Genomic DNA, 23,860 nt, shown 5'->3' with positions numbered 1-23,860 from the left:
TTTCTTACATAAGTGGTGCAAATATTTTCAAGACCCAACCGGTAATTTTTGTTAGAGCTTTTTCTTTTTGAACATCTTCTAACGTTACCTTTTGAGAAAGGCTTAAAGTTTTTTTAAAGTCTTCACTAATTTCTTCAATCGATGGAACATCTTCCAAATAAACACCACATTCAAAATGATGATAGAAACTACGGTAATCTAAGTTAACCGTACCTACCGTTGCCTTGTATTGATCAACTAAAAAAACTTTAGCGTGAACAAATCCAGGTGTGTATTCATAAATGTTAACCCCCGCTTCAATCAGTGTCTTATAATGACTTTTGGCTAAAGCAAAGGCATATTTCTTATCTGGGACGTGGGGTAAGATTAAATCGACTTTGACACCACGCTTTGCCGCAAAAGTTAAAGCCGTTTCCATCTCTCCATCTAAAATTAAATAAGGCGACATGATTTGCACTGAATCCTGCGCTTTATTTAGCAGGTCAAAATAAATCATTTCTCCTACTCGTTCTGCATCCAACGGTGAATCTGCGTATGGGACAACCCAGCCTTTCGCTTCATCGTCTTTTAAAATTTTTTCTTTGGGAACATTTAGCCATTGTCCAAAATCTGAAGTGTCACTATTATTAGCCCATATCTGTAAAAACATTAATGTAAAACTTTCAACCGCCTCGCCTTTCACGCGAACAGCGGTATCTTTCCAATGGCCAAAACGTTCCACTTTATTAATATATTCATCGGCTAAATTCACTCCACCGGTAAAAGCGACTTGTCCATCAATCACACAAATTTTACGGTGATCACGGAAATTATAAACGGTTGAAACAAATGGTTGAATTGGCGAGAACACTCGGCATTTAATTCCCATTTTTTCTAACTCTTTCGAATACGAGCGTGGTAATAACGAAAACTCACAAAAACCGTCATACATAAAACGGACTTCGACGCCTTCTTGTGCTTTTTGAATTAAAATTTCTAAAATCGCACTCCACATTTCACCTTTGCCGACAATAAAATATTCCATAAAAATAAATGATTTTGCTTGTTTCAATTCTTCTAAGAGTGCAGCAAACTTTTCTTCTCCTGAAGGAAAATAAGTCACATCTGAATTTCGATAGGCAGGATAGGTATTCGTTTGATTCAAAAAGGAAACAATTCCTTTTAAGTCCTTATTAGCTTCAAGTTCCTTTTTTACTTTTGGCTGACTTTGAATCAAATGATGGCTATTTCTAATAATATCGATTAGACGACGGCGTTCATAACGATGTCCAAATTCCAGTTGGGTATAAAGATAAAGTAAAATCCCAACTACTGGTAAAACAGTGAAAACCACCATCCAAGTCATCTTCACACTATTATCACTCGAACTATTAAACAACAAGGTATAGCCGGTCAAAGTAAAGACTAAATTTACCGTATAATATAGATGGATATAATTAGTCGCAACATAATTCAACAGACCGAATAACAATAAAACTTGAATCAACAATAAAACTAAAATAATACCAAATCGACTAAATAGTAACTGTAATGCCCCACGTTTACTTTTTTCAAATAACTCTTTATTCTCTTTTTTCATTGGGCCTCCGACTTTTTTAAAATTCTAATAATTGCGTTTCTGGATATTTTAAATGAATAATTTTAAAAATGACTCGCAATTCTGACATATTTTGTTGATTTTCCCTATCAAAGATTTTACTATGGCGACCAATTCCTCCATTATCAATCAATTTATTGACCCGATTCCAATCAATAAATTCTTCCAAGCTGGAAATTTGGCTGAGTGGAAAACCAGAACCATCTAAAATTTCAGACAATCGAAAAGATAAATAGGCACTGTCTATTACTAGATTATGAGGATTATTGACATAAATAGAATCTTCCCTTGGCGTTTTCATAATGGCTTTCTTTGGTTTGTTTTCTAAATACCAATCCAATAAATAAAAGAAGGCCTCCATACGAACTGGCTCATCAAATAATCGATAAGAGTCTTCAGACATGCGAAAAACAAGCGGGATTAAGTACTTGTCTTTATAGATTAACATTGGTGCCCGCTTGACCGAGCAAGTTAAATAGCGATTTAAATAACTCATTCCGCGATAATCGCCTAAACGATATCCTTGGACCCCAAATTTTTTATATCGTTCACACAAATAAGAGCAATCACTAATCGTCACAGAAACTTCTGTTAATTTTTCGTATCCACTTAAAATCCGATCAAACGGTTCCAAAATAACGGCTTGTTCCATTAGATCTCTCCTAACTTAATTATTGATTGGTCGATGTTTAAATTTCATTGTTGCTTCTACTGCTTCTTGCCAGCCTTGATACAAATTCTCACTAGTAGCACTTGGCATTTGTGGTTCAAACGTTTCAGCATTCATATAGACGGTTTTAATTTCATCAAAACTTTGCCAAAAACCAGTTGTTAAACCTGCCAAAAAAGCAGCTCCTAACGCAGTCGTTTCTAAAAACGCTGGCCGTTTTACTTTTGTTTGCAAAATATCCGCCTGAAACTGCATTAAAAAGTCATTTTTAGAGGCACCCCCGTCAGCTTTAAGCAATGTTACTGGGACATTGGCATCGTGAACCATCGTCTTAACCACATCGGCTGTTTGGTAAGCTAAAGACTCAACGGTTGCCCGGATAAAATGAGCCTTATTTGTTCCACGAGTAATTCCAAAAATCGCGCCTCGTGCTTCTTGATCCCAATAAGGTGCACCTAGTCCCGTAAAAGCCGGTACAACGTAGAGGTTATCGCTATCGACTACCGCTTCACAGTAATTTTTCGTTTCTGCAGCATTTTCTATCAATTCCAGACCATCACGCAACCATTGAATAGCAGAGCCCGCCACAAAGATACTGCCTTCTAGCGCATAAGTCACTTCGCCATTCATTTGATAGGCAATCGTTGTAATTAGCCCATTCTCTGAAACAATCGGCTTGTTCCCCGTATTCATTAAGATAAAGGCACCAGTACCGTATGTGTTTTTAATCATCCCGGTTTTCAAGGCACCTTGACCGATTAGTGCCGCTTGTTGGTCACCCGCAATTCCTGCGATTGGAATTGTTTGACCAGAAAATAAATAATCACTCGCATCGGTATAACCAAAAATTTCTGCATTTGAAGCTACTTCAGGCAAAAGACTAGCCGGTAACTCAAATAAATCAAGTAACTCTTGGTCCCAAGTTAAGTCATGAATATTAAATAACATCGTGCGACTGGCATTTGTAATATCGGTCTTGTGAACTTTGCCACCCGTTAAATTCCATAGCAGCCATGTATCAATCGTTCCGAATAAAAGTTCACCTTTTTGAGCTCGCCCTTTGATTTCTGGTTTTTGTTCAAATAACCACTGAATTTTTGTCGCTGAGAAATAGGAATCAATCGGTAATCCAGTTTTAGCTTTGACTAACGCTTCGTGCTCTTGCGCTTTCCAGTGATCTGCCACTTTACTGGATTGTTTCGATTGCCAAACAATCGCATGATATACGGGTTCTCCTGTTACTTTATCCCAAAGTACCGTTGTTTCCCGCTGATTGGTAATTCCAATTGCTTTTATCTCTTCTGGATGAATTTTCCCTTCAATTAAAACACCTGCAATCACATTTTGTACTGAATTCCAGATTTCAATTGGATCTTGTTCCACCCAACCTGGTTGAGGGAAAATCTGTGAAATTTCTCTTTGACTTGACGCATATGCATGCCCATCTTGGGTAAAAGCAATCGCTCGGCTACTCGTTGTTCCTTGATCAATTGCTAAAATATATTTTTTCTCCATCAGATACCCTTCCTCCACTCAAATTCTTCTGTAAGGTATATTATAACATACCAAATTACAGCTGCGAGCAAATAAAAAAGAGAAGAAAAATTTTCTTCTCTTTTTTATGTTAGTCTAGTGACACATTATGATAAACCTGTTGAACGTCTTCTAAATCTTCTAAGACATCGATCATTTTTTCGAATTTCACAAGGTCATCGCCTTCTAAAGTCACTTCATTTTGAGGAACCATTTGCATTTCAGCCATGCTAAATTCTGAGATTCCTTTTTCTTTTAATGCGACTTGAATAGCATTAAAATCATCTGGCTCGCCATAAACAATAATTTGACCTTCTTGCGCTTCAACATCTTTTACATCAATTTCTTTTTCCATCAAATATTCTAAAATATCATCGGCATCGTCACCTGGAAAAGCGATTAACGCAGTGTAGTCGAACATGTAAGCAACTGCACCAGAAACACCCATATTTCCGCCGTTTTTACCAAAAGCTGCACGCACATCAGATGCTGTACGATTCACATTGTTCGTTAACGTATCAACAATTACCATTGAACCATTTGGTCCAAAACCTTCATAACGAAGTTCTGAAAATTGTTCATCACTTGAACCTTTTGCTTTATCAATCGCACGATCAATAATATGTTTTGGCACGTTATACATTTTCGCACGGTCAATTACAAATTTTAATTTTTGGTTTGAGTGGGGGTCTGGTTCCCCTGATTTTGCCGCAGCATAAATTTCAATTCCAAATTTAGCATACGTTTTACTTGTATTATTGTCTTTAGCCGTTTTCTTTTCTACAATATTTTGCCATTTCCGACCCATATTCCCACTTCTCTTTCTAAATTATTACCAATTCCTTAATAGCGAATCAGTGAATATCCTTAATTATTATACTTTGCAATTTTCATTCTGTGAAGCATTTTTTAACGATTCTTTATCTGAATTGGAAACCTACCAAAATTTTGTTCCTTAATCACCGGATGAGCCAATTGATAAATTTGATCTGAAGTAAGATTTAACGCCCATCTTTTCGCTTCGTTCTTTCCTATTTTAGAAACAATTGGTAAGTTAACGGACTCCTTGACTTGATTCAAATAATTTTTCCCTTGTTCTGTAAAGCCTAACACATGAATAATCGGTTGCTCCCAAGCAGTTTGCATATTTTCATTAGTAATACCTAATAAGACATAGCAACACAGGCGCTGTAATCGTGTTTGTGTATAACGTTTGGTTTTTATTTGTTGAATAAACTGCTTAAAATCATTGGCTGTTTGCGCACTTCTCTTTAACCGGTGCTCTAATCCTTCAGACATCTGATAAATTTGCTTAAGTTCTGTTAATGAACGCACCAGTAATTGATATTTCAATAACGGCCAAAAATCTTGCCAAAAAACGTGATAATGGGTTAAAGATTCGAGCGTTGCTTGGGGAACTGTATGGTCAATTACCGCATGTTTTAGTAAACCTTCGCGAATGGCTGTCGCACTCGCAATTTCTTGTTCGAGTGATTTTGAGTGATAGCCCTGAGCCAGCCGCTTAATCGGAAGTAAACGCATTGGTCGTTCATACGTCGCATTTTCTTGACTATAACTTAAACCTAAAACATGATTTGGTTGATTCGCTTGTTGCTGCCCCATTTCCGGGAAAATTTGATTCATCACTAGCTGCATTTTTTCAGCATACGTTTGATTTTGATTTTCGAGCTTTTTAAACAAAGCATCGATTGTTTCTTTTTCAATCAACATTTGCTGACCATAAGACTGATAATCAAAAGTAGAATCATAATCCGTCCCAAAACATAAACTTTCGCAACCTAAAGCTTGCAAAATCGCAATACTTCCTTTGGCGAAGTAATCCGCTGGTTGCAGCGCCCATTCAATCGGCAGTTCAACAACTAAATCAACCCCATTAAGTAAGGCGGCTTCTGCCCGTTGCCACTTATCGATAACAGCTGGTTCACCCCGTTGCAAAAAATTGCCACTCATCACAGCAATCACGACATTACTTTTTGATTGTGTTCGTGCTTGTTGGACATGATAAATATGCCCGTTATGAAAAGGATTATACTCAACAACTATTCCACATGCTTTCATGGCGTCCCCCCTTAAATAATAAAAACGAGGCTGTGACAAAAGTCTTCAGCCCCTCTCACTTATACAAACGCTCGATTAATAATTATTGTAAATCAAGCAACTATTACCGATAGGCAAATACTTGATTTATGATTTTATGACAAACGCCTTTTAGCAGTCTTGTGCCTTATCCTCTTATTTTTGACAAACAAAAAACCAACGACGACTTTTTTCATTTGGTTCAATATCAATAAAATCTGCATAAGTTTCCACTTTTTGAAAACCAGCATTTTCTAACATGCGTAAATAAGTCTCTAACGGATAGGTTCTTTCTTCATGCAGCTCATCTTCACGTACAAACTTGCCATCTTCATCTTCCACAAAAAATGTTAAAAAATGTTCGATGCTATGTTTTTCTTTACCAGGGTAACTATCCCATAAAAAGGCAAACTCTTCTGTTTGATAATGATAACTATAGCTCGAAAAGACTTCATCGACCTGATAAGTTGAATGCACATCAAAAATAAAGATCCCTTCATCTTCTAGCGTTTGGTAAACACCATCAAAAACTTGTTGCACGTCTTGTTCATCTTGCATGTAACATAGCGAATCCGAAAAACAAGTAACCGCCTCATAGGTACCACTATCAGCTAGATCAAGCATATCGCCTGCAACAAATTGAATATCTAACTCTGCTTCTTGGGCACGTGCACTAGCAATCATTAACATTTCTTCTGATAAATCAAGTGCTGTGACATCAAAATCATTTTGAGCGAATTCAACTGCTAACGCTCCTGTCCCACAAGCCAATTCTAAAATTTGTTTTTTCCCTTGTAAATGACGTAAAGAAAAATCGAGCCAACGTTGATACAACGTGGTATCCATTACTTCATCATAAACAAAAGCAAATGTTTCGTATGCCATGCTACTCATCAATCCATTCAGATATTGCTACAAGTGGCGCATCTGACCAAAGTTTTTCGAGATTATAAAAAGCACGTTCTGTTGTACTAAAGACATGGACAATCACATCGCCTAAATCAATCAATATCCATTTACCGCCTTCTTTACCTTCAACACGGTTGACTTTAATTTTTGCTTTATGTGCTTCTTCTACTACTGCATCGACAATTGCTGAAACTTGACGATCGCTATTTGCAGAACAGATTAAGAAATAATCCGCTAATAACGAAATCTCTTTCACTTCTAAAGCCATAATATCTTCGGCACGTTTACTATCGGCAGCTTTAACTGCAATTTCTAAAATTTGTTTACTATCTATGGGAATCTCCTCCTAGTTTTTTATACGCTACCCATTTGTTATACGTTTCTAACGTTTTTGGGTAGATTGGTAATTTTTTTGCTATTAAATAAAGCAATGTTTGCTGCGTTTCATAAGCAACCGCCTGATTTAAATCGAGTTTTGCTAAACGACGAGCTTCATCAACTCCCGGAAAATTACGCCCAGCCTCAATGTAGTCTGCTACATAAATAATTTTATCTAAAAGCGTCATCTCAGCCGCCCCAGTCGTATGTAAACGGATCGCTTGAAGAATCATTTCATCTTCAATTCCTAATTCCGTTTGCACAAAATAAGCACCTACCACGCCATGCCAAATTTCATTGCCCCAATTTAACAATTCATGATCAAAACCTTGCTCATTAATGATGTAGCGAAACTCTTCATCACTGCGCTCTTTGGCATAGTCATGAGTCAAAGCCGCAATACTCGCTTTTTCAACGGAACAATCATATTGCTGAGCCAAGGCAACAGCACTTTCTTCGACTCCTAAGACATGTTGGAATCGTTTGTCGCTCATTTTACTTTGAACAGCCTGTATAATCGCTTCACGGATATACTCAAATTTCGTTGGTTGTACGGTCATCTTGATAAAGCCCCTTTTCGATAATGTACTGCCTTACAGTCTCTGGTACTAAATAACGAATGGAACAACCTTGAGCCGTCTTTGAGCGAACAATTGTTGAACTAAGCTCCATTAGCGGTACATCGACCCAAATAACAGAATAGGATGTTTCCTGCGGATAGTTTGGACGTTTGACCCCAACAAATTGCACCAGTGTCATTAATTCATCGATTCGGTGCCATTTAGGTAAGTAGTCAACCATATCGCCACCAATAATAAAATAGTAATCCGTGTCTGGATTAGCTTCTTTTAAAGCAAGCATCGTTTCATAAGTGTAGCTTGTCCCGCCACGAGTCAATTCAATCGTTTCAATCCCTAACATTGAATTACCTGCCACCGCTAATTCAAGCATCGCTAAACGATGATTCGCATCAATCGTTTCTTTAGGATCAACATGAGGTGGAATGAAAGACGGCATCAGATCGACACGATCTAATCCTAAACTACGACCAACTTGATCGGCGACGATTAAATGAGTGACATGGACGGGATTAAAATTTCCACCTAAGATACCGACTTGCTTACGGCCTTCTGTTGAAAATTGTACTTTCGTGACAGGAAGCGTGTGGACGCTTTGGATTGTTTCAATCCCCATTTCAGCTCACCAACCTTTTTATATTCTACGAACTTGTTCTGAAATTTTACGGTATTTATCTTTTGATGACGGTTTAAATACTACTAAAATTTTTCCAATAATTTGGACAACTTGACACTTTAAAGCAGCTTCTAAAGTTGCTGCTACTTCCTCAGGCGTCTCATCGGTATTTTGTAACAATGTAATCTTAATTAATTCACGTTTTTCAAGTGCCTCTCCAACTTGTTGAATCATGGCATCGTTAACGCCACCTTTACCTACTTGAAAAATCGGTTGTAAATGGTGTGCTTGACTACGTAAAAAACTTTTTTGCTTTCCTCTTAAATCCATTATATATCTCCTTAAATTAACGCTTTTCTTTTTAATACGGCGACCCCTTTAGGTGCCCAACCTGCAACAACTCCAGGTTTTGTAACTGTTACCCAACCTAATCCTGAGAACACGATATCAGTCTTTTCTTTAATTGAAAATTCATAACGAACCAATTCTGGAAAATCAGCAACTTCGCTTGAACGTGGTGGTTGTAATAAGCCGCCTACATGTTTTTGATAAAACTCATCGGCTTTTTCTAATTTTGTCCGGTGGATTTCTAAATCGTTTGATAAATAGGCCGTAAATGGACTTTTCTCACCTTGGATAAAATCAAAACGTGCCAAACCGCCAAGGAATAATGTTTGCCCAGCATTTAATTGATAAGTCTTTGGTTTGATTTCTTTATGCGGTGTCACAATTTTTAAATCTTTTGCTCCTAAATAATGCGCCATTTGGTGACGATGAATAATCCCTGGGGTGTCGATTAAAGCATGCCCATCGTCCAACGGAATTTCAATCTTATCAAGTGTTGTTCCTGGGAAACGTGAAGTCGTGATCAGTTCCTGAATTCCGGCTGTTTGCTTAATGATTTGATTAATCAATGTTGATTTTCCAACGTTGGTAACACCGACAACATACACATCTTTACCTTTGCGATATTTTTCAATTGCTTTAAGTAAATGCTCCATTTCCTGTAGTTTCATGGCACTTGTCAGCATAACATCAATCGGACGTAAACCAACTTCATGAGCACGTTCTTTCATCCATTGCGTTAATTTCGGTGTTTTTAACGATCTTGGTAAAATATCGACTTTATTACCGACTAATAAAACAGGATTATCACCAACAAAACGATGTAAACCAGGAATTAGCGAGCCATTGAAATCAAAAATGTCGACAACATTAACAATTAACGCCTCTTTTTGACCAATTTCGTTCAGTAATCTTAAAAAATCATCATCTGTTAACGAAACATCTTGAATTTCATTGTAGTGACGCAAGCGGAAACAACGTTGGCAATATACTTCATCTGTCTCTAAGCCTTTTTCTAGCGCGCCTTTAGGTGTATAACCTAATTCATTTTTATCGGTTGTTTGAATCGTTACGCCACAGCCGATACATTGGATTTCTTCTATCATTTTAACTCCCCTTGCCAGACCATATCTGGGTGCTTACTTTTTAAGTATCTCATAATTTTACGTTCCATAAAACGGTTGAATTGCGTCTTCCAGCTATCCGTTTCAACAACAGGCTTCACTAAGACACTACGGACACCTGCCGTGTTCGAAGCTTTAATATCCGTCATAATTTGATCACCGACCATAATCACTTCGTCTTTTGTTAGTCCTAAACGTTTGACTCCTTGATTAATGCCTCTCGTGAATGGCTTTAATGCACGTGGAATAAATTCCAGGTTTAAAAATTTTAACGCTTCTGAAACACGGTCATGACTATTATTGGAAACAACAATAACTGGAATTCCAGCTGCTTGCATTCCTTCTAGCCAATGGCGCAATTCTTCCGTGCCATCTGGGTTATCCCATGCAATTAAGGTGTTATCTAAATCGGTCAAAATCGCTTTAATCCCTAAGCTGTGACAATGCTCTGGGGTAATTTGATAAATGGCTTCTACCATCCAAGTTGGTTTATATTTTGAAAACATATTTTCTCCTTTAAGCAAAAAATCAAGGAGCACCTCTTGTACTCCTCAACCGTTGATTATACAACAAATACTGACTAAAAAAAAGTTTTTATGATTGATTTCGCAATTATTTCTCTGGATTTAAAGCAATTTCTAAAATTTCGTCATAGATTGCAGCGGGTGCCGCTAAAAAATACTCGCGATCTTTGAAATTTAAAGACTCTCCATTCAAATTCGACATCTTCATACCGAGTGCAGCAAGGATAGCTCCTCCGGCCGCATAATCCCAAGGTGAAAGATTTGAAATATAAGCGACTCTGCGACCTAAAGCCATATGGGCTAATTCCACACCGGCACATCCCGACATGCGAACCCCCATCGAGCGATGTCCGATTTCTTGCATATGATAGACATTTTTTGCATACATTACACAATTCATGCCAATTAAACCGGCTGATAGCGAAGGAATAGTCGGAATCTTGACACGATCTTGGTTTAAATAAACGCCGATTGAAGGTCCTCCCCATAGAAATTCCTCTTTCATGACATTATAAATAAAACCTAACACGGGTTGACCATCATCATAAATACCAACCATAATACAAAAATTTTCACCTTCTAAAACAAAGTTCATTGTCCCGTCAATTGGATCGATGACGTAAACTCGTCCATCTAGACTTTCTAGTGCATGCTTGCCATTTTCTTCAGCTAATATATTAGCCGTCTCATCAAAAGCTAGAATACGTTCCACTAAGAATTCTTGTGTTTGTTTATCAAGATTCGTAACCAAATCGGTACGACTTGATTTGGTATCAATCTCAAGAACTTCTTGTGCTAAAGCCGTTTTTAACCTCTCGCCAGCCTCAATCATCCAATGCTTCATCTCATTAATTAAAATTTGCATATTATTTTCCTTTCATTTTTAGTATTGGTTTTGTTGTCTGCTTTGCCTCTTGTACAACATGGTATAACGAATACCCAGAAATTAGTTCAAATTCTTTGCCTAACTTCCGTTCTTCTCCAATACTTTTAACGACCGTTTTAAAGCCTCGATACTTGTTTAAAAATGTTTGTTTTTCAATTCCTTTTTCATAAGCCTCTTCCACAGCCGCCCATAAATCCATCACTAAAATCATTTCTCCAGTTGTCCATTCAATATCAATTGGGTATTGGTAATCTTTCATCTTATAAAACCTCGATTGTTTTTATATTTACTACTTCTATTTTAACATAACTTCAAAGAAAACCAAAAAGTAGATAAATAATACTAGCTATTTTTTAAGCTTCTCTAAACACTTGTTAACACCAAAGCTTACTCCTTTTTAATATAAATAAAAATACACCCTTTAGAAGTAAATCTTCTAAAGGGTGTATTTAATCTTATGAATGGATTGGTAAGCCTAAAGCCAATTCAGATGCATCCATTACGATTTCTCCTAATGATGGATGTGGGTGAATTGTTAAAGCAATATCTTCTGCGTTCATGCCAGATTCGATTGCTAACGCTAATTCAGAAACCATGTCTGATGCACCGACACCAGCGATTTGCGCACCAATAATTACGTGATCTTCAACAGTCGTTACTAAACGGATAAATCCTTCTGTTTTACCTAATGATAATGCACGGCCGTTACCTGCGAATGGGAATTTAACAGCTTTCGCTTCAATTCCTTGTTCTTTTGCTTCAGCAATTGTTAAACCAACTGATGCTAATTCAGGATCAGTGAAAGCGACTGCTGGCATTGCTTTGTAGTCTACTTCAACTTTTTTACCTGAAATTGCTTCAGCAGCAATTTTTGCTTCATAACTTGCTTTATGAGCAAGTGCTGCACCAGGAACGATATCTCCGATTGCATAGATATTTGGAACATTTGTGCGTCCTTGTTTGTCAACTGGAACTAATCCACGTTCGCCGATTGTTACACCAGCTAACTCTAATCCCATGTCATCTGTGTTTGGACGACGACCAACGGTTACCATTACATAGTCAGCAGTAACTGTTTCTTGTTTACCGTCAACTTCGTAAGTAACTGTTACGTCTTCACCGTTATCAACAGCTTCTTTAGCCATTGCTTTAGTGACAATTGTTACACCTTTTTTCTTGAAGTCATCTTCAACAATTTTCACCATATCTTTTTCGTAAGTAGGTAAAATTTGTGGTGAACCTTCTAAAATTGTTACTTCTGCACCTAAGTTTGCGTAAGCGCCACCTAGTTCAGCACCGATAACACCGCCACCGATAATAACTAATTTTTTAGGAACTTCTTTTAAGTTTAATCCACCAGTTGAGTCAATTACACGACCGTTGAATTTGAAGCCAGGAATTTCAATTGGGCGTGAACCAGTTGCCACAATTGCATTTTTAAATTCATAAGTTTGTGCTGCATCTTCAGTGATAACACGTAATGTTTTATCGTCTACGAAGAATGCTTCACCTTCAATGATTTCAACTTTGTTTTTCTTTAATAAGAAGCCAATTCCTGAAGTTAACTTGTTAACAACACCATTGTCTTTCCAATCTTGTGTTTGAGTGAAATCTAATGAAACGTCTGAAGCTGTTACACCAAACATTTGAGAGTTTAAAGCTTCTTGGTAATGATGACCTGCAGCGATTAATGCTTTAGAAGGGATACATCCGACGTTTAAGCAAACGCCGCCGATGTATTCTCTTTCAATAATTGCTACTTTTTGTCCCATTTGAGCGGCACGGATAGCAGCAACATAGCCGCCAGGGCCTGAACCGATTACTACTGTATCTAATTCTAATGCGAAATCTCCAACTACCATTTGTTTATCATCCTTCCATTAATAGTAACTCTGGATCTGCTAACAGACGTTTAATGTTGTTCATTGCTAATTGAGCAGTTGCACCATCAACAATACGGTGGTCAAAGCTTAATGATAATTTCATTACGCGACCCACAACAATTTCGCCTTCTTTGTTAACGATAGGTTGTTGAGCAATTGTACCGACACCTAAAATCGCTACTTCTGGGTAGTTAATAACTGGTGTGAAGAAACCGCCGCCGACTGAACCAATGTTACTAATTGTAACTGTACCATTACGCATATCTTCTGCTGCTAATTTACCTTCATGAGCTAACGCTGCTTTTGTATTGATTTCATCTGCAATTGCAAATAATCCTTTACGTTCAGCATTTTTTACGTTTGGAACGTATAAGCCGTTTGGTGTATCTGTAGCAATTCCAATATTGTAGTAGTTTTTATAAACTAACTCTTGTGTTGCATCATCAATTGACGCATTCATTACTGGGAATTTTTTCATAGTTGCTGTTAAAGCTTTAACAACATATGGTAAGAATGTTAATTTTGTATTTTGTGCTGCTGCAACGTCTTTAAATTTCTTACGTTGATCCCATAGATTTGAAACTTCAACTTCATCATGTAATGTTACGTGAGGTGCTGTATGTTTGCTGTTTACCATTGCTTTAGAAATAGCTTTACGCATTGGTGTTAATTTTTCGCGTGTTTCTAATTCTTCTAAGTTTGAGCTAAATAGTTTTGCTTCAGCTTTTGGAGCTGCTGCTTTTTCTGCTGGTGCTGCTGTAGCTGTTTCAGTTGACGCTGCTGCTACTGGAGCTGCTGACCCACCTGCTAAGAAGCTTTGAATATCTTCTTTAGTTACACGGCCACCATTTCCAGTTGGTGTTACTAAAGTAATATCAACGTCATTGTTTCTTGCGAATTGACGAACAGATGGCATTGCTAAAACACGTTTATCTGGATTTGACGCTGCTACAACTGTTGCTGGTGCTGCTGCTTGAGCAGGAGTTGCTTCAGCCGCTGCAGGTGCTGCAACTGATGCTGCATTGTTGTGTCCAGGTGCATCGATTTCAACTAAAACATCGCCTACGTTAGCAACTACGCCTTCTGCTACAACGATATTTGTTACTTTACCAGTTACTGGAGATGGGATTTCTTCAACTGATTTGTCGTTTTGTACTTCTAATAATGTATCGTCTTCATTGATTGTATCGCCAACACTTACGAACCATTTAACGATTTCACCTTCTGCAATTCCTTCACCAATATCTGGTAATTTAAATTGGAACACGCCGGCGCTTTCTACTTCTGGTAAAGCTGCTGGAGATGCTGGTGTTTGTTCTACTGCTTTAGCTGGTGTTGCTTCTTCACTTTCGTAACCAGGCGCATCGATTTCAACTAAAACATCGCCTACGTTAGCAACTACGCCTTCTGCTACAACAATTGCTTTAACCACTCCAGATACTGGAGATGGGATTTCTTCAACTGATTTGTCATTTTGTACTTCTAATAATGTGTCGTCTTCGTTGATTGTATCACCAACACTTACGAACCATTTAACGATTTCGCCTTCTGCAATTCCTTCACCAATATCTGGTAATTTAAATTGAAATGCCATGTTTGTTATCTCCCTTTCATATCCGCACTCTTAAAAGTTTGCGATTTCTCTTACTTTGTCTTCAATATCTTTTGCGTTAGGTAACCATGCACCTTCTGCTTGACCAAATGGGAAAACAGTATCTGGTGCAGCAACACGTCCGATTGGAGCTTCTAATGAAAGAATTGAACGTTCCGCGATTTCAGCAGCAACTTGTGCGCCTACTCCTGCTTGTTTTTGAGCTTCTTGAACAACAACGACACGGCCTGTTTTCTCAACAGAAGCAATAATTGTTGCGATATCTAAAGGCGCTACTGTACGTAAGTCGATAATTTCAACATCAATGTTTTCTTTTTCTAAAACTTCAGCTGCTTTGATTGATTCACGAACCATTGCGCCATAAGTGATGATTGAAACATCTTTACCTTCACGAGTGATTCCAGCTTTGTCCAATGGAACAACATAAGATTCTTCAGGAACTTCTTCACGGAATGAACGGTATAGTTTCATGTGCTCTAAGAAAACAACAGGGTCATTACTTCTAATAGAAGCAATTAATAAGCCTTTTGCATCATACGGATTTGAAGGAATTACCACACGGATACCCGGAGATTGAGCAATTAAACCTTCTAAGTTATCTGAGTGTAATTCTGGTGTATGTACACCCCCACCAAATGGTGAACGAATCGTAATTGGCAATTGACGGGTGCCACCCATACGGTAACGTGTACGTGCCATTTGCGCGACAACTTCATCCATTGTTTCAAAAACGAAACCAAAGAATTGAATTTCTGGAACAGGACGGAAGCCTTCTAAAGCTAAACCAAATGCTAATCCGCCAATACCTGATTCAGCTAACGGTGTATCAAATACACGTTCTTCACCAAATTTTTCTTGGAGGCCTTCAGTAGCACGGAAAACCCCACCGTTATTACCTACGTCTTCACCGAAAACTAATACATTTTCATCCGCAGCTAATTCACTAGCAAGTGCGTCAGTAATTGCTTGGATCATTGTTTTTTGTGCCATCTTTTATTTCGACTCCTTCGCTTCGTAAATTTCAATTTGTTCTTTAATATTTTGTGGTTGGTCTTCGAACATTGATTTTAAGAAATCTGATACTTTTTGTTTTGGTTGTTTATCAGCTTCAGCGATTGCAACTTTGATTTCTTCTTTAGTATTTTCAATAACTTCGTTTTCTTTTTCTTCACTCCATAGACCTTTTGCTTCTAAATAAGTGCGGAAGCGAATCAATGGATCTTTTGCTACCCATTCGTTATCCATTTCTTTTGAACGGTAACGGGTTGGATCGTCCCCTGATAAAGTATGTGCTCCGTAACGGTAAGTCATTGCTTCAATTAAAACAGGACCATTTCCAGCAATTGACCACTCACGAGCCATTTTAGTTACTGTATACATTGCTAATGGGTCCATTCCGTCTACTTGGATTCCTGGAATTCCAGCAGCAACTGCTTTTTGAGCTAATGTAACAGCTGCAGTTTGTTTCTCACGAGGAGTTGAAATTGCGAAGCCATTATTTTGAATAAAGAATACTGCATTTGCTTTGTATGCACCTGCAAAGTTAATACCTTCATAGAAATCACCTTGTGAAGAACCACCATCACCTGTATAAGTAAATACAACGTTTGGTTTTTTACGCATTTTTAATCCTAAAGCAACACCGGCAGCTTGAACGTATTGAGCTCCGATAATAATTTGTGGTGGTAAAGCTTGTAAAGTTTCTGGGTAGTAGTTACCAGCAGCATGTCCACGAGACCATAAGAACGCTTGAGACAAAGGTAATCCGTGTTGGATTAATTGTGGAACATCACGGTAACCTGGTAATAATACATCTTCTTTTTCAAAAGCAAAATGACTTGCTAATTGACTCGCTTCTTGTCCAGCTGTTGGAGCGAAGAATCCTAAACGACCTTGACGGTTTAAGGCAGTCGAACGTTGGTCAAGAACGCGCGACCATACCATACGGGTCATTAACTCCACTAATTCGTCATCTGTTAAATCTGGTACTAACGCTTCATTTACAACGTTCCCATCTTTGTCTAATGCTTGATACATCGGGAAATCCGAATGTGCCTTGTCAAGTAATGCTTGGAAGTCAATTGTTTTTTTCTTTGCCATCTTGTCACACTTTCCTCTCTTAATTAAGTTCTTCTATTTCTTCAATTGTAACAGAGGTTTAATTCTGTACCACTGTTAATATCGATTACAGTAATAAATTATCACTTTTGATATCAAAAAACAAGTGATAAGTTTCAAATAATTACGATTTTACCTATGAAATAGCCTATTCTGAAAAGATTCATTAGTGAATACAATCACATTATGACGTTCATTTTTTTGTTTTTCTGTATTATTAATACAGTCTCTTTGAAAATTGAAACAGGAAACATTGAGTTAATAAGCTTTGAAACAACGTTGCCGATTGTGAAAAATGCACAACCGCTCAGAAAAATTATTTTTTGCAGTTTTTAAATATGACAGTTTCAAAGAAAAAAGGAACAGTTTTTCTGTGAAACTTCACAGAAACCGTTCCTTTTTATTTTTTACAGCCATTCACCCGTCACTCGAAGATAAAATCTTTTCGCTAGCTCCAATGTTATCAGGTATGCTATTACAATCCCGATAAACCAGAACCAATAATTCGTTGGCAACATCCCAAAATCAAATAGTTCATGAATGGGTGTCAAGATTATTACAAAGGCTGCAATGATAGCTAAGAGTGTTGAGACTAGTACAGGGATTGATGCGATACTTTGAACAAATGGGACTTTTTTCGTCCGAACTATATGGACAACAAGCGTTTGTGTAACTAAACCAATCATAAACCAGCCCGCTTGAAAAACGGCTTGCTCTGCCACTGTATTAGCAGAAAAGACAAACCACATGACAAGAAAGGCAGCAATATCAAAGATACTACTCACCGGTCCAATGAAGAGCGTAAATTTTAACAGGCCACCAATTTGCCATTTTACAGGTTTCGCTAGCTCTGATTGATCGACCGCATCCCAAGGAATGGTCAGCTGAGCAATCCCATAAATAAGATTTTGAACAAGTAACTGAATCGAAAGCATGGGTAGAAACGGTAAAAACGCACTCGCTACTAAGATTGAAAAGACGTTCCCAAAATTAGAACTAATCGTAATCTTAATATATTTCATAATATTACTGAAAACCTTACGCCCTTCAATCACACCTTGTGCTAAGACATCTAGGCTTTTTTCTAACAAAATAATCGAACTCGCATCTTTTGTAATATCGGCAGCTGTATCGACCGAGATCCCCACATCCGCTGTTCGTAAAGCCGGAGCATCATTAATTCCATCCCCCATAAAACCTACAGTGTGTCCTTTACTTTGAATTGCTTCTATTATACGTGATTTTTGCATCGGGTGTAATTTAGCAAATAAATTAACCGTTTCAGCGGCTTGTGCTAATTCTTTATCCGACATTCGGTCAACATCTTCTCCTAAGAAATAATCTCCTACCGAAATCCCTACATCTTTACAAACCTTTTGTGCCACAACAGCATTATCACCTGTTAAAACTTTAACCGCTACCCCGTGTTGGTGCAAAGATTCAATTGCAGTGACGGCTGATTTCTTAGCCGGATCTAAGAAGCCCATAAAACCAATAATCGTCATCTCTTGTTCATCACTGACTGAATAAATCGCATCGCTATGTACGTCGACCCGCGTGGCAACAGTTAAAACACGCATTCCTTGCTCGTTTAATTTGCGATTGACCGTCCGCATCTGTTCACGTAATTCGTCAGTAATCACTTTGACTTGTCCATCAATCTTGACATGCGAACAAACAGCTTCCATTTCTTCCACTGCACCTTTAGTGACCATTAATTGTTGCCCATCGACTTCAACCACAACTGTTAAACGGCGTCTGGCAAAGTCAAAAGGGATTTCATCAATCTTTTTAACTGAGTTAAATGCCAATTTTTTATTATTTTCTTCAAAATAGTTGATAACAGCAATATCCATTAGGTTTTTCCAACCCGTTTGATAAGATGAGTTTAAATAAGCAACATCAAGTACTTCCTTATTGTTCTCGCCTATTGGGTCTAAATGTTGAACTAAAACCACTCGATCTTCTGTAATTGTGCCAGTTTTATCCGTACATAACACGTCCATGCTTCCTAAATTCTGGATAGAAGGCAACTCTTTAACAATTACTTTTTCTTTTGAAAGAGTTAACGCACCTTTCGCTAAGTTACTCGTTACAATCATTGGTAACATCTCTGGCGTCAAACCAACAGCAACTGCTATTGCAAAGAAAAAAGCTTCGCTCCAATCACCTTTCGTTAAACCATTTAATAAGAAGACAATTGGGAATAAAACCATGACCATTCTAAGCAATAGCTTACTCACTCGAACTAAACCATCATCGAAGGTTGTTCTTCCTCTTGTTTTCGTGGCATTTTTCGCGATATCACCAAAGAAGGTATTTTGACCGGTTTTTAATATAATGGCTGTACCTTGCCCACTTAAAACATCGGTTCCCATAAAAACGAGGTCTTGCATTTCAATTGCTGAAACACCTTGATCGGACTTTTCTACCCCTGCTTCGACAAATTTTTCAACAGGCATTGATTCACCAGTCAATGATGATTGATTCACGAACAAATCGTTAGTCCAAATCAAAACGGCATCCGCTGGGATCATATCGCCAGTCGCTAATCGGACAACATCACCCGGAACCACTTCATCCATTGGAATCTCAATTGTTTGATTGTTACGTACGACGGCACATGTATTCTCAATTAACTCTTTTAACGCTTCGCTGGCTTTTTGCGAACGAATATTTTGAACAAAAGTAATTGTCACACTAGCAGCAATCATCACAGCCATCACTATTGCCGCTTCATAATCTTTCACTAAAAACGACACCAACATTAATCCTGTTAATACTAAAACAAAAGCATCCTTAAAAGCTAAAATAAAAGTTAGCCAAGCAGGTATTGGTTTTTGTGCATCCACTTTATTCGGACCATATGTTTCCAAACGCTCCTGAGCATCTTTAACTGATAAACCTTGCGGTGAAGAACGCAACTCCATATACAATTCACGTTCTGATAAAAACGCCAATTTTTTTAATTCTTGTTCCTTTAATCCACTATTTTTATTCATAGTCATTCCTCCTTGTTTTTTTAGGATTCCTGTCCATTTACACCGAACGGTTGAATCCTATTTATTCGCCTCTGGTCATCGGGGTGATCCATTTATTCGACCGTCCTTTCTTGAATATTTCAATCATAATTGTTAAAAAATTAAAAAGACGCACACTCAACAATGAGTATGCGTCTCTTACTTTTCATAGCCACCGTTGAGCTTTAGCACTATAAAGCGTAGATAAATCATCTGACTTATCAGCTACATTATGAATAACCTTCGCGATTATTCCTGTTAACCAACTCAAAATCTCTCGATTCTTTCGCGGCAGCAGCTTGTTTCTTTATAGGAGCCTCACCTAACAATTATTAAATTGATGAATGAAGTGCTGATTTAGTCTATCTAATTCACACTTCCATTATATAATATATTACGTGTTCTTTTTCCATTTGTCAAAAAATCTTCAAACTTTCTTAGTCAACTGAAAATTTGCGTGAAAGATTCTACTGATTTATTTTTTATTAAAATAAGTATAAATACCCGCTAAAACACGTTCTGAAGCTTGTCCATCACCGTACGGATTTTTTGCTTGAGCCATTTTCTGATAGGCTTGTTGATTTGTTAATAAATTTTTAACTTCTTGATAGACGGTTTCTTCTTTGGTACCAATTAATTTTAATGTTCCTGCATCAATCCCCTCAGGTCGCTCGGTTGTTTCCCGTAAAACGAGAACAGGAACGCCCATTGAAGGTGCTTCTTCTTGAACTCCGCCAGAATCACTCAAAATCAAATAGCTTCTGGCCATTAGATTATGAAAATCGACAACATCTAATGGTTCAATCAACTGAACATTACTTAATGCACCAATTGACTCTTGTGCTAATTCGCGAACTTTCGGGTTTTTATGCATTGGGAAAATAATATCAAAATCGGGGAATTCATTAGCAATCCGTTTGACTGCTGAAAAAACAGCACGCATATTCTCTCCAAGATTCTCACGTCGGTGCATTGTTAAAACGATATTTTTTTTATCAGTTAGGGTAACCGCATTTAATTGATAGGCATCATTAATCGTATATTTCATCGCGTCTATTGCGGTATTCCCTGTTACAAAAATTTGACTTTCCGGATGATTTTCACGTAATAAGTTCTCACGACTAGCAATAGTTGGCGCAAAGTACAAATCAGCTAGACAATCCGTCATTTGCCGATTAGCTTCTTCTGGAAATGGCGAATATTTATCCCACGTCCGTAAGCCCGCTTCAATGTGACCGACTCGAATTTGTTGATAAAAAGCTGCTAGTGAGGCTGCAAAAGTCGTTGTTGTGTCGCCGTGTACCAGCAGTATATCCGGTTTTTCTGATTCTAAAATTGGTGGTAATGCTAATAAAATCCGCGTCGTAATTTCTGTTAGCGTTTGATTGGTAGACATAATATTAATATCGTAGTCAGTTTTAATGTCGAAAATTGTTAAAACTTGATCGAGCATTTCACGATGCTGCCCTGTTACAATGACCTTCGACTCAAAACGCTCATCGGCTTCTAGAGCTTTGACAAGCGGTGCCATTTTAATCGCTTCCGGACGTGTGCCGAAAACCGAAAAAACTTTAATTGTCATTTCTTCACTCCTTCATTGATTCTTTAATAGTATAACAAAGCTCTCGGTCTTTGTATCTACCTTTATTTATTAGCAAAAACGAAAAAGGCAATTCTTTCCTATCATAAGAAAGAATCGCCCAAAAATTAGATTGTATCACCATTAAAAATAGAGTTTTTCACGATTACGTAATCAACTTTACGAATCGACTCCAAATCTCTTCCACCTGCATATGAGATTGAAGATTGTAAATCTTGTTGCATTTCAGTTAACGTATCTTTTAACGAACCTTTGTGATTAACCCAAATTTTCTTACCTTCAACGTTTTTCTTTTCACCTTTTTGGAACTCAGATGCTGAACCGAAGTATTCCTTCATAACAACACCGTTTTCAACTTTGGTTTCACCTGGAGATTCTTCATGACCAGCAAATAGTGAACCAATCATCACCATCGTAGCACCAAAACGCACGGATTTTGCGATATCGCCATGTGTACGAATACCACCATCAGCGATAATCGGTTTACGAGCAGCTTTCGCACACCAGCGTAATGCTGCTAATTGCCAACCACCAGTGCCAAAACCTGTTTTAATTTTTGTAATACAAACTTTACCTGGTCCGATTCCAACTTTTGTTGCATCCGCTCCAGCATTTTCTAATTCACGAACTGCTTCTGGTGTTCCAACATTTCCTGCGATAACAAATGTTTCAGGAATCACTTTTTTAATGTGTTTGATCATATTGATAACTGCTTCTGAATGACCATGTGCAATATCAATTGTAATATAATCTGGGATGGTATTTTGTGCTGCTAACTCTTCAACAAATGGGTATTCATAAGCTTTCACACCAACACTAATTGAAGAAATTAAACCTTTGGCTTGCATTTTTTTAATAAAAGGAATACGTCCCTCTTCATCAAAACGGTGCATAATATAGAAGTAACCATTTTCGGCTAAAAATTCTGCAATTGATTCATCAACAATGGTTTGCATATTGGCAGGGACAACAGGCATTTTAAAGCTGTGTTTCCCTAATTGAACCGTAGTGTCACATTCTGAACGACTATTTACGATACATTTGTTCGGAACTAACTGAATATCCTCATAATCAAAAACTTGCATATCAAACATCAAAAACATCCTCTCAATTTTTCTTAGTTTAATGAGTTTGGGCGTTTCTCAACGCCATAGCAACTTTAAACGATTTACAATCTAAATGCAACTAAGATGTATTCTTTCCCAAAGTAAAAAGCGCGAATGTTCGTCTTTTCGCGCTTTCTCTCTTAAATATGCTTATGGTAGAACGTTTCCTGCTGCTAAATAAATTTGATACCAATCTTTGCGACTTAATTTAATTTGTGAAGCATGGGCAATTTCTTTTAGCCTTTGCAAGTTCATTGTTCCAACGATGACTTGCATATTAGCTGGATGCGTTAAAATCCATGCTGAAGCAATCCCGGTTGGTGTTGTTTCATATTTATCAGCTAACTGATGAAGTTTTTGGTTTAATTCAGGGAATTTTTCATGATCAATAAAAACACCTTCAAAGTGGCCATACTGATAAGGTGACCAAGCTTGAATCGTCATATCATTTAAACGAGAATACTCTAAGACACCACCATCACGGTTGGTTGCAAAGGTATCATTCATATTAACATGAAAGCCACTATCAATCATTTCTGTATGTTTAATACCAAATTGTAGTTGATTAGCTACAAGTGGTTGTTTAACGTATTTTTTTAACAATTCAATTTGTCCAGGATTTTGATTGCTGACACCAAAATATCTAACTTTACCTTGCTGTTCTAATAGGTCAAAAGCTTCAGCAACTTCTGCTGGGTCAAATAACGTATCTGGACGGTGTAATAACAAGCTATCAAGGTAATCTGTTTGAAGTCGTTTCAAACTACCTTCAACGGCTTCAATAATATGTCTTTTAGAAAAATCGAACATTTCACCTGGAACAATGCCACATTTGGATTGAATAAACAACTCTTCGCGTTTAATCGCTGTTTCTTTTAAGGCTGACCCAAAAATCGTTTCACATTCACCCTGTCCATAAATATCCGCGTGGTCAAAAAAAGTGATGCCATTTTCCACGACTGATTCAATGACTCTTACCGGGTCATTTGAACTTATAATTCGCATACAACCTAAAATAATTGAAGGAACATCTAAGTCTGTTTGCCCAAATTTTACTTGCTTCATCATGTAATCATCCTCTATCATTTAATAACTTATATTCTACCACATGTCAGTTAAAAGACTATCGCTAAGCACTTATATTGTGTATTTTATTTTCGACAAAATAAAACAACCAATTTTGATTTCATGCGAAATGGTAAATTGTAAAATGAAATGCATAAGGAAATAAACGAAAAAATCATGTAGATACGATATACTTGTT

General features: G+C 37.5%; 22 protein-coding genes and 1 riboswitch. All 22 genes read right to left on the bottom strand.

Features of this window, described 5'->3' with window-relative positions; translation table 11 throughout:
• Nucleotides 1-4: 4 nt before the first annotated feature.
• Nucleotides 5-1,579 (bottom strand): cardiolipin synthase, encoded by a 1,575-nt coding sequence (gene cls / locus ACFO3L_RS05405; protein ID WP_379964604.1) that lies wholly within the window; start codon nucleotides 1,577-1,579, stop codon nucleotides 5-7.
• Nucleotides 1,580-1,595: 16 nt separating this feature from the next.
• Nucleotides 1,596-2,249 carry a hypothetical protein gene (locus ACFO3L_RS05400; RefSeq protein WP_379964601.1) on the bottom strand — a complete coding sequence of 218 codons (654 nt, stop codon included), beginning with the start codon at nucleotides 2,247-2,249 and terminating at the stop codon, nucleotides 1,596-1,598.
• A 15-nt stretch (nucleotides 2,250-2,264) separates the two neighbouring features.
• Nucleotides 2,265-3,782: a glycerol kinase GlpK gene (gene glpK, locus ACFO3L_RS05395; protein ID WP_379964599.1), complete on the bottom strand. Its 1,518-nt coding sequence runs from the start codon at nucleotides 3,780-3,782 to the stop codon at nucleotides 2,265-2,267.
• Nucleotides 3,783-3,891: 109 nt separating this feature from the next.
• Nucleotides 3,892-4,608, bottom strand: a complete 717-nt coding sequence (locus ACFO3L_RS05390) for a YebC/PmpR family DNA-binding transcriptional regulator (RefSeq protein ID WP_379964597.1) — start codon at nucleotides 4,606-4,608, stop codon at nucleotides 3,892-3,894.
• A 101-nt stretch (nucleotides 4,609-4,709) separates the two neighbouring features.
• Nucleotides 4,710-5,879, bottom strand: coding sequence for a nucleotidyltransferase (locus tag ACFO3L_RS05385; protein ID WP_379964595.1), 1,170 nt, complete (start codon nucleotides 5,877-5,879; stop codon nucleotides 4,710-4,712).
• 174 nt (nucleotides 5,880-6,053) lie between these two features.
• The gene (locus ACFO3L_RS05380) at nucleotides 6,054-6,782 is read right to left on the bottom strand and encodes a class I SAM-dependent DNA methyltransferase (RefSeq protein WP_379964592.1); all 729 of its coding nucleotides are present in this window, start codon (nucleotides 6,780-6,782) and stop codon (nucleotides 6,054-6,056) included.
• Nucleotide 6,783: 1 nt separating this feature from the next.
• Entirely contained in the window at nucleotides 6,784-7,125 is a 342-nt protein-coding gene (gene rsfS / locus ACFO3L_RS05375; RefSeq protein WP_379964708.1) for a ribosome silencing factor, read from the bottom strand.
• 7 nt (nucleotides 7,126-7,132) lie between these two features.
• Nucleotides 7,133-7,744: a bis(5'-nucleosyl)-tetraphosphatase (symmetrical) YqeK gene (gene yqeK / locus ACFO3L_RS05370; RefSeq protein ID WP_379964589.1), complete on the bottom strand. Its 612-nt coding sequence runs from the start codon at nucleotides 7,742-7,744 to the stop codon at nucleotides 7,133-7,135.
• Nucleotides 7,719-8,378, bottom strand: a complete 660-nt coding sequence (locus ACFO3L_RS05365; protein ID WP_379964586.1) for a nicotinate-nucleotide adenylyltransferase — start codon at nucleotides 8,376-8,378, stop codon at nucleotides 7,719-7,721. The genes yqeK and ACFO3L_RS05365 overlap by 26 nt, the downstream gene beginning before the upstream one ends.
• A gap of 18 nt (nucleotides 8,379-8,396) precedes the next feature.
• Complete coding sequence (gene yhbY, locus ACFO3L_RS05360; RefSeq protein WP_379964583.1) at nucleotides 8,397-8,708, bottom strand: ribosome assembly RNA-binding protein YhbY; 312 nt, start codon at nucleotides 8,706-8,708, stop codon at nucleotides 8,397-8,399.
• 11 nt (nucleotides 8,709-8,719) lie between these two features.
• Complete coding sequence (gene yqeH, locus ACFO3L_RS05355; protein ID WP_379964581.1) at nucleotides 8,720-9,829, bottom strand: ribosome biogenesis GTPase YqeH; 1,110 nt, start codon at nucleotides 9,827-9,829, stop codon at nucleotides 8,720-8,722.
• Entirely contained in the window at nucleotides 9,826-10,353 is a 528-nt protein-coding gene (locus ACFO3L_RS05350) for a YqeG family HAD IIIA-type phosphatase (RefSeq protein ID WP_379964579.1), read from the bottom strand. The genes yqeH and ACFO3L_RS05350 overlap by 4 nt, the downstream gene beginning before the upstream one ends.
• A gap of 106 nt (nucleotides 10,354-10,459) precedes the next feature.
• Nucleotides 10,460-11,236 carry an inositol monophosphatase family protein gene (locus ACFO3L_RS05345; RefSeq protein WP_379964577.1) on the bottom strand — a complete coding sequence of 259 codons (777 nt, stop codon included), beginning with the start codon at nucleotides 11,234-11,236 and terminating at the stop codon, nucleotides 10,460-10,462.
• A gap of 1 nt (nucleotide 11,237) precedes the next feature.
• On the bottom strand, nucleotides 11,238-11,516 hold the full coding sequence (locus ACFO3L_RS05340; protein WP_379964575.1) for a UPF0223 family protein: 279 nt from the start codon (nucleotides 11,514-11,516) through the stop codon (nucleotides 11,238-11,240).
• A 196-nt stretch (nucleotides 11,517-11,712) separates the two neighbouring features.
• Complete coding sequence (gene lpdA / locus ACFO3L_RS05335) at nucleotides 11,713-13,119, bottom strand: dihydrolipoyl dehydrogenase (RefSeq protein WP_379964573.1); 1,407 nt, start codon at nucleotides 13,117-13,119, stop codon at nucleotides 11,713-11,715.
• A 7-nt stretch (nucleotides 13,120-13,126) separates the two neighbouring features.
• Nucleotides 13,127-14,734: a dihydrolipoyllysine-residue acetyltransferase gene (locus ACFO3L_RS05330; protein WP_379964571.1), complete on the bottom strand. Its 1,608-nt coding sequence runs from the start codon at nucleotides 14,732-14,734 to the stop codon at nucleotides 13,127-13,129.
• 30 nt (nucleotides 14,735-14,764) lie between these two features.
• Nucleotides 14,765-15,742, bottom strand: a complete 978-nt coding sequence (locus ACFO3L_RS05325; protein WP_379964569.1) for an alpha-ketoacid dehydrogenase subunit beta — start codon at nucleotides 15,740-15,742, stop codon at nucleotides 14,765-14,767.
• A gap of 3 nt (nucleotides 15,743-15,745) precedes the next feature.
• Nucleotides 15,746-16,852 (bottom strand): pyruvate dehydrogenase (acetyl-transferring) E1 component subunit alpha, encoded by a 1,107-nt coding sequence (gene pdhA / locus ACFO3L_RS05320; RefSeq protein WP_379964567.1) that lies wholly within the window; start codon nucleotides 16,850-16,852, stop codon nucleotides 15,746-15,748.
• A gap of 425 nt (nucleotides 16,853-17,277) precedes the next feature.
• Complete coding sequence (mgtA, locus tag ACFO3L_RS05315) at nucleotides 17,278-19,878, bottom strand: magnesium-translocating P-type ATPase (RefSeq protein WP_379964565.1); 2,601 nt, start codon at nucleotides 19,876-19,878, stop codon at nucleotides 17,278-17,280.
• Between the two features lie 176 nt (nucleotides 19,879-20,054).
• A riboswitch (M-box (ykoK) riboswitch) is annotated at nucleotides 20,055-20,227 on the bottom strand.
• A gap of 138 nt (nucleotides 20,228-20,365) precedes the next feature.
• Entirely contained in the window at nucleotides 20,366-21,472 is a 1,107-nt protein-coding gene (gene wecB, locus ACFO3L_RS05310) for a non-hydrolyzing UDP-N-acetylglucosamine 2-epimerase (protein ID WP_379964563.1), read from the bottom strand.
• A gap of 125 nt (nucleotides 21,473-21,597) precedes the next feature.
• A complete protein-coding gene (gene guaC / locus ACFO3L_RS05305) occupies nucleotides 21,598-22,575 on the bottom strand; it encodes a GMP reductase (RefSeq protein WP_379964706.1) in 978 nt (325 codons plus the stop codon).
• 171 nt (nucleotides 22,576-22,746) lie between these two features.
• Nucleotides 22,747-23,661, bottom strand: a complete 915-nt coding sequence (locus tag ACFO3L_RS05300) for an aldo/keto reductase (protein ID WP_379964561.1) — start codon at nucleotides 23,659-23,661, stop codon at nucleotides 22,747-22,749.
• Nucleotides 23,662-23,860 lie beyond the last annotated feature (199 nt).

Origin of the sequence: Enterococcus eurekensis (assembly GCF_042654605.1) — a bacterium.
In the GTDB taxonomy this organism is placed as follows: domain Bacteria; phylum Bacillota; class Bacilli; order Lactobacillales; family Enterococcaceae; genus Enterococcus_I; species Enterococcus_I eurekensis.
The sequence above is the reverse complement of the archived record's forward strand: the minus strand, read 5'-3'. Positions and strand labels throughout refer to the sequence as shown.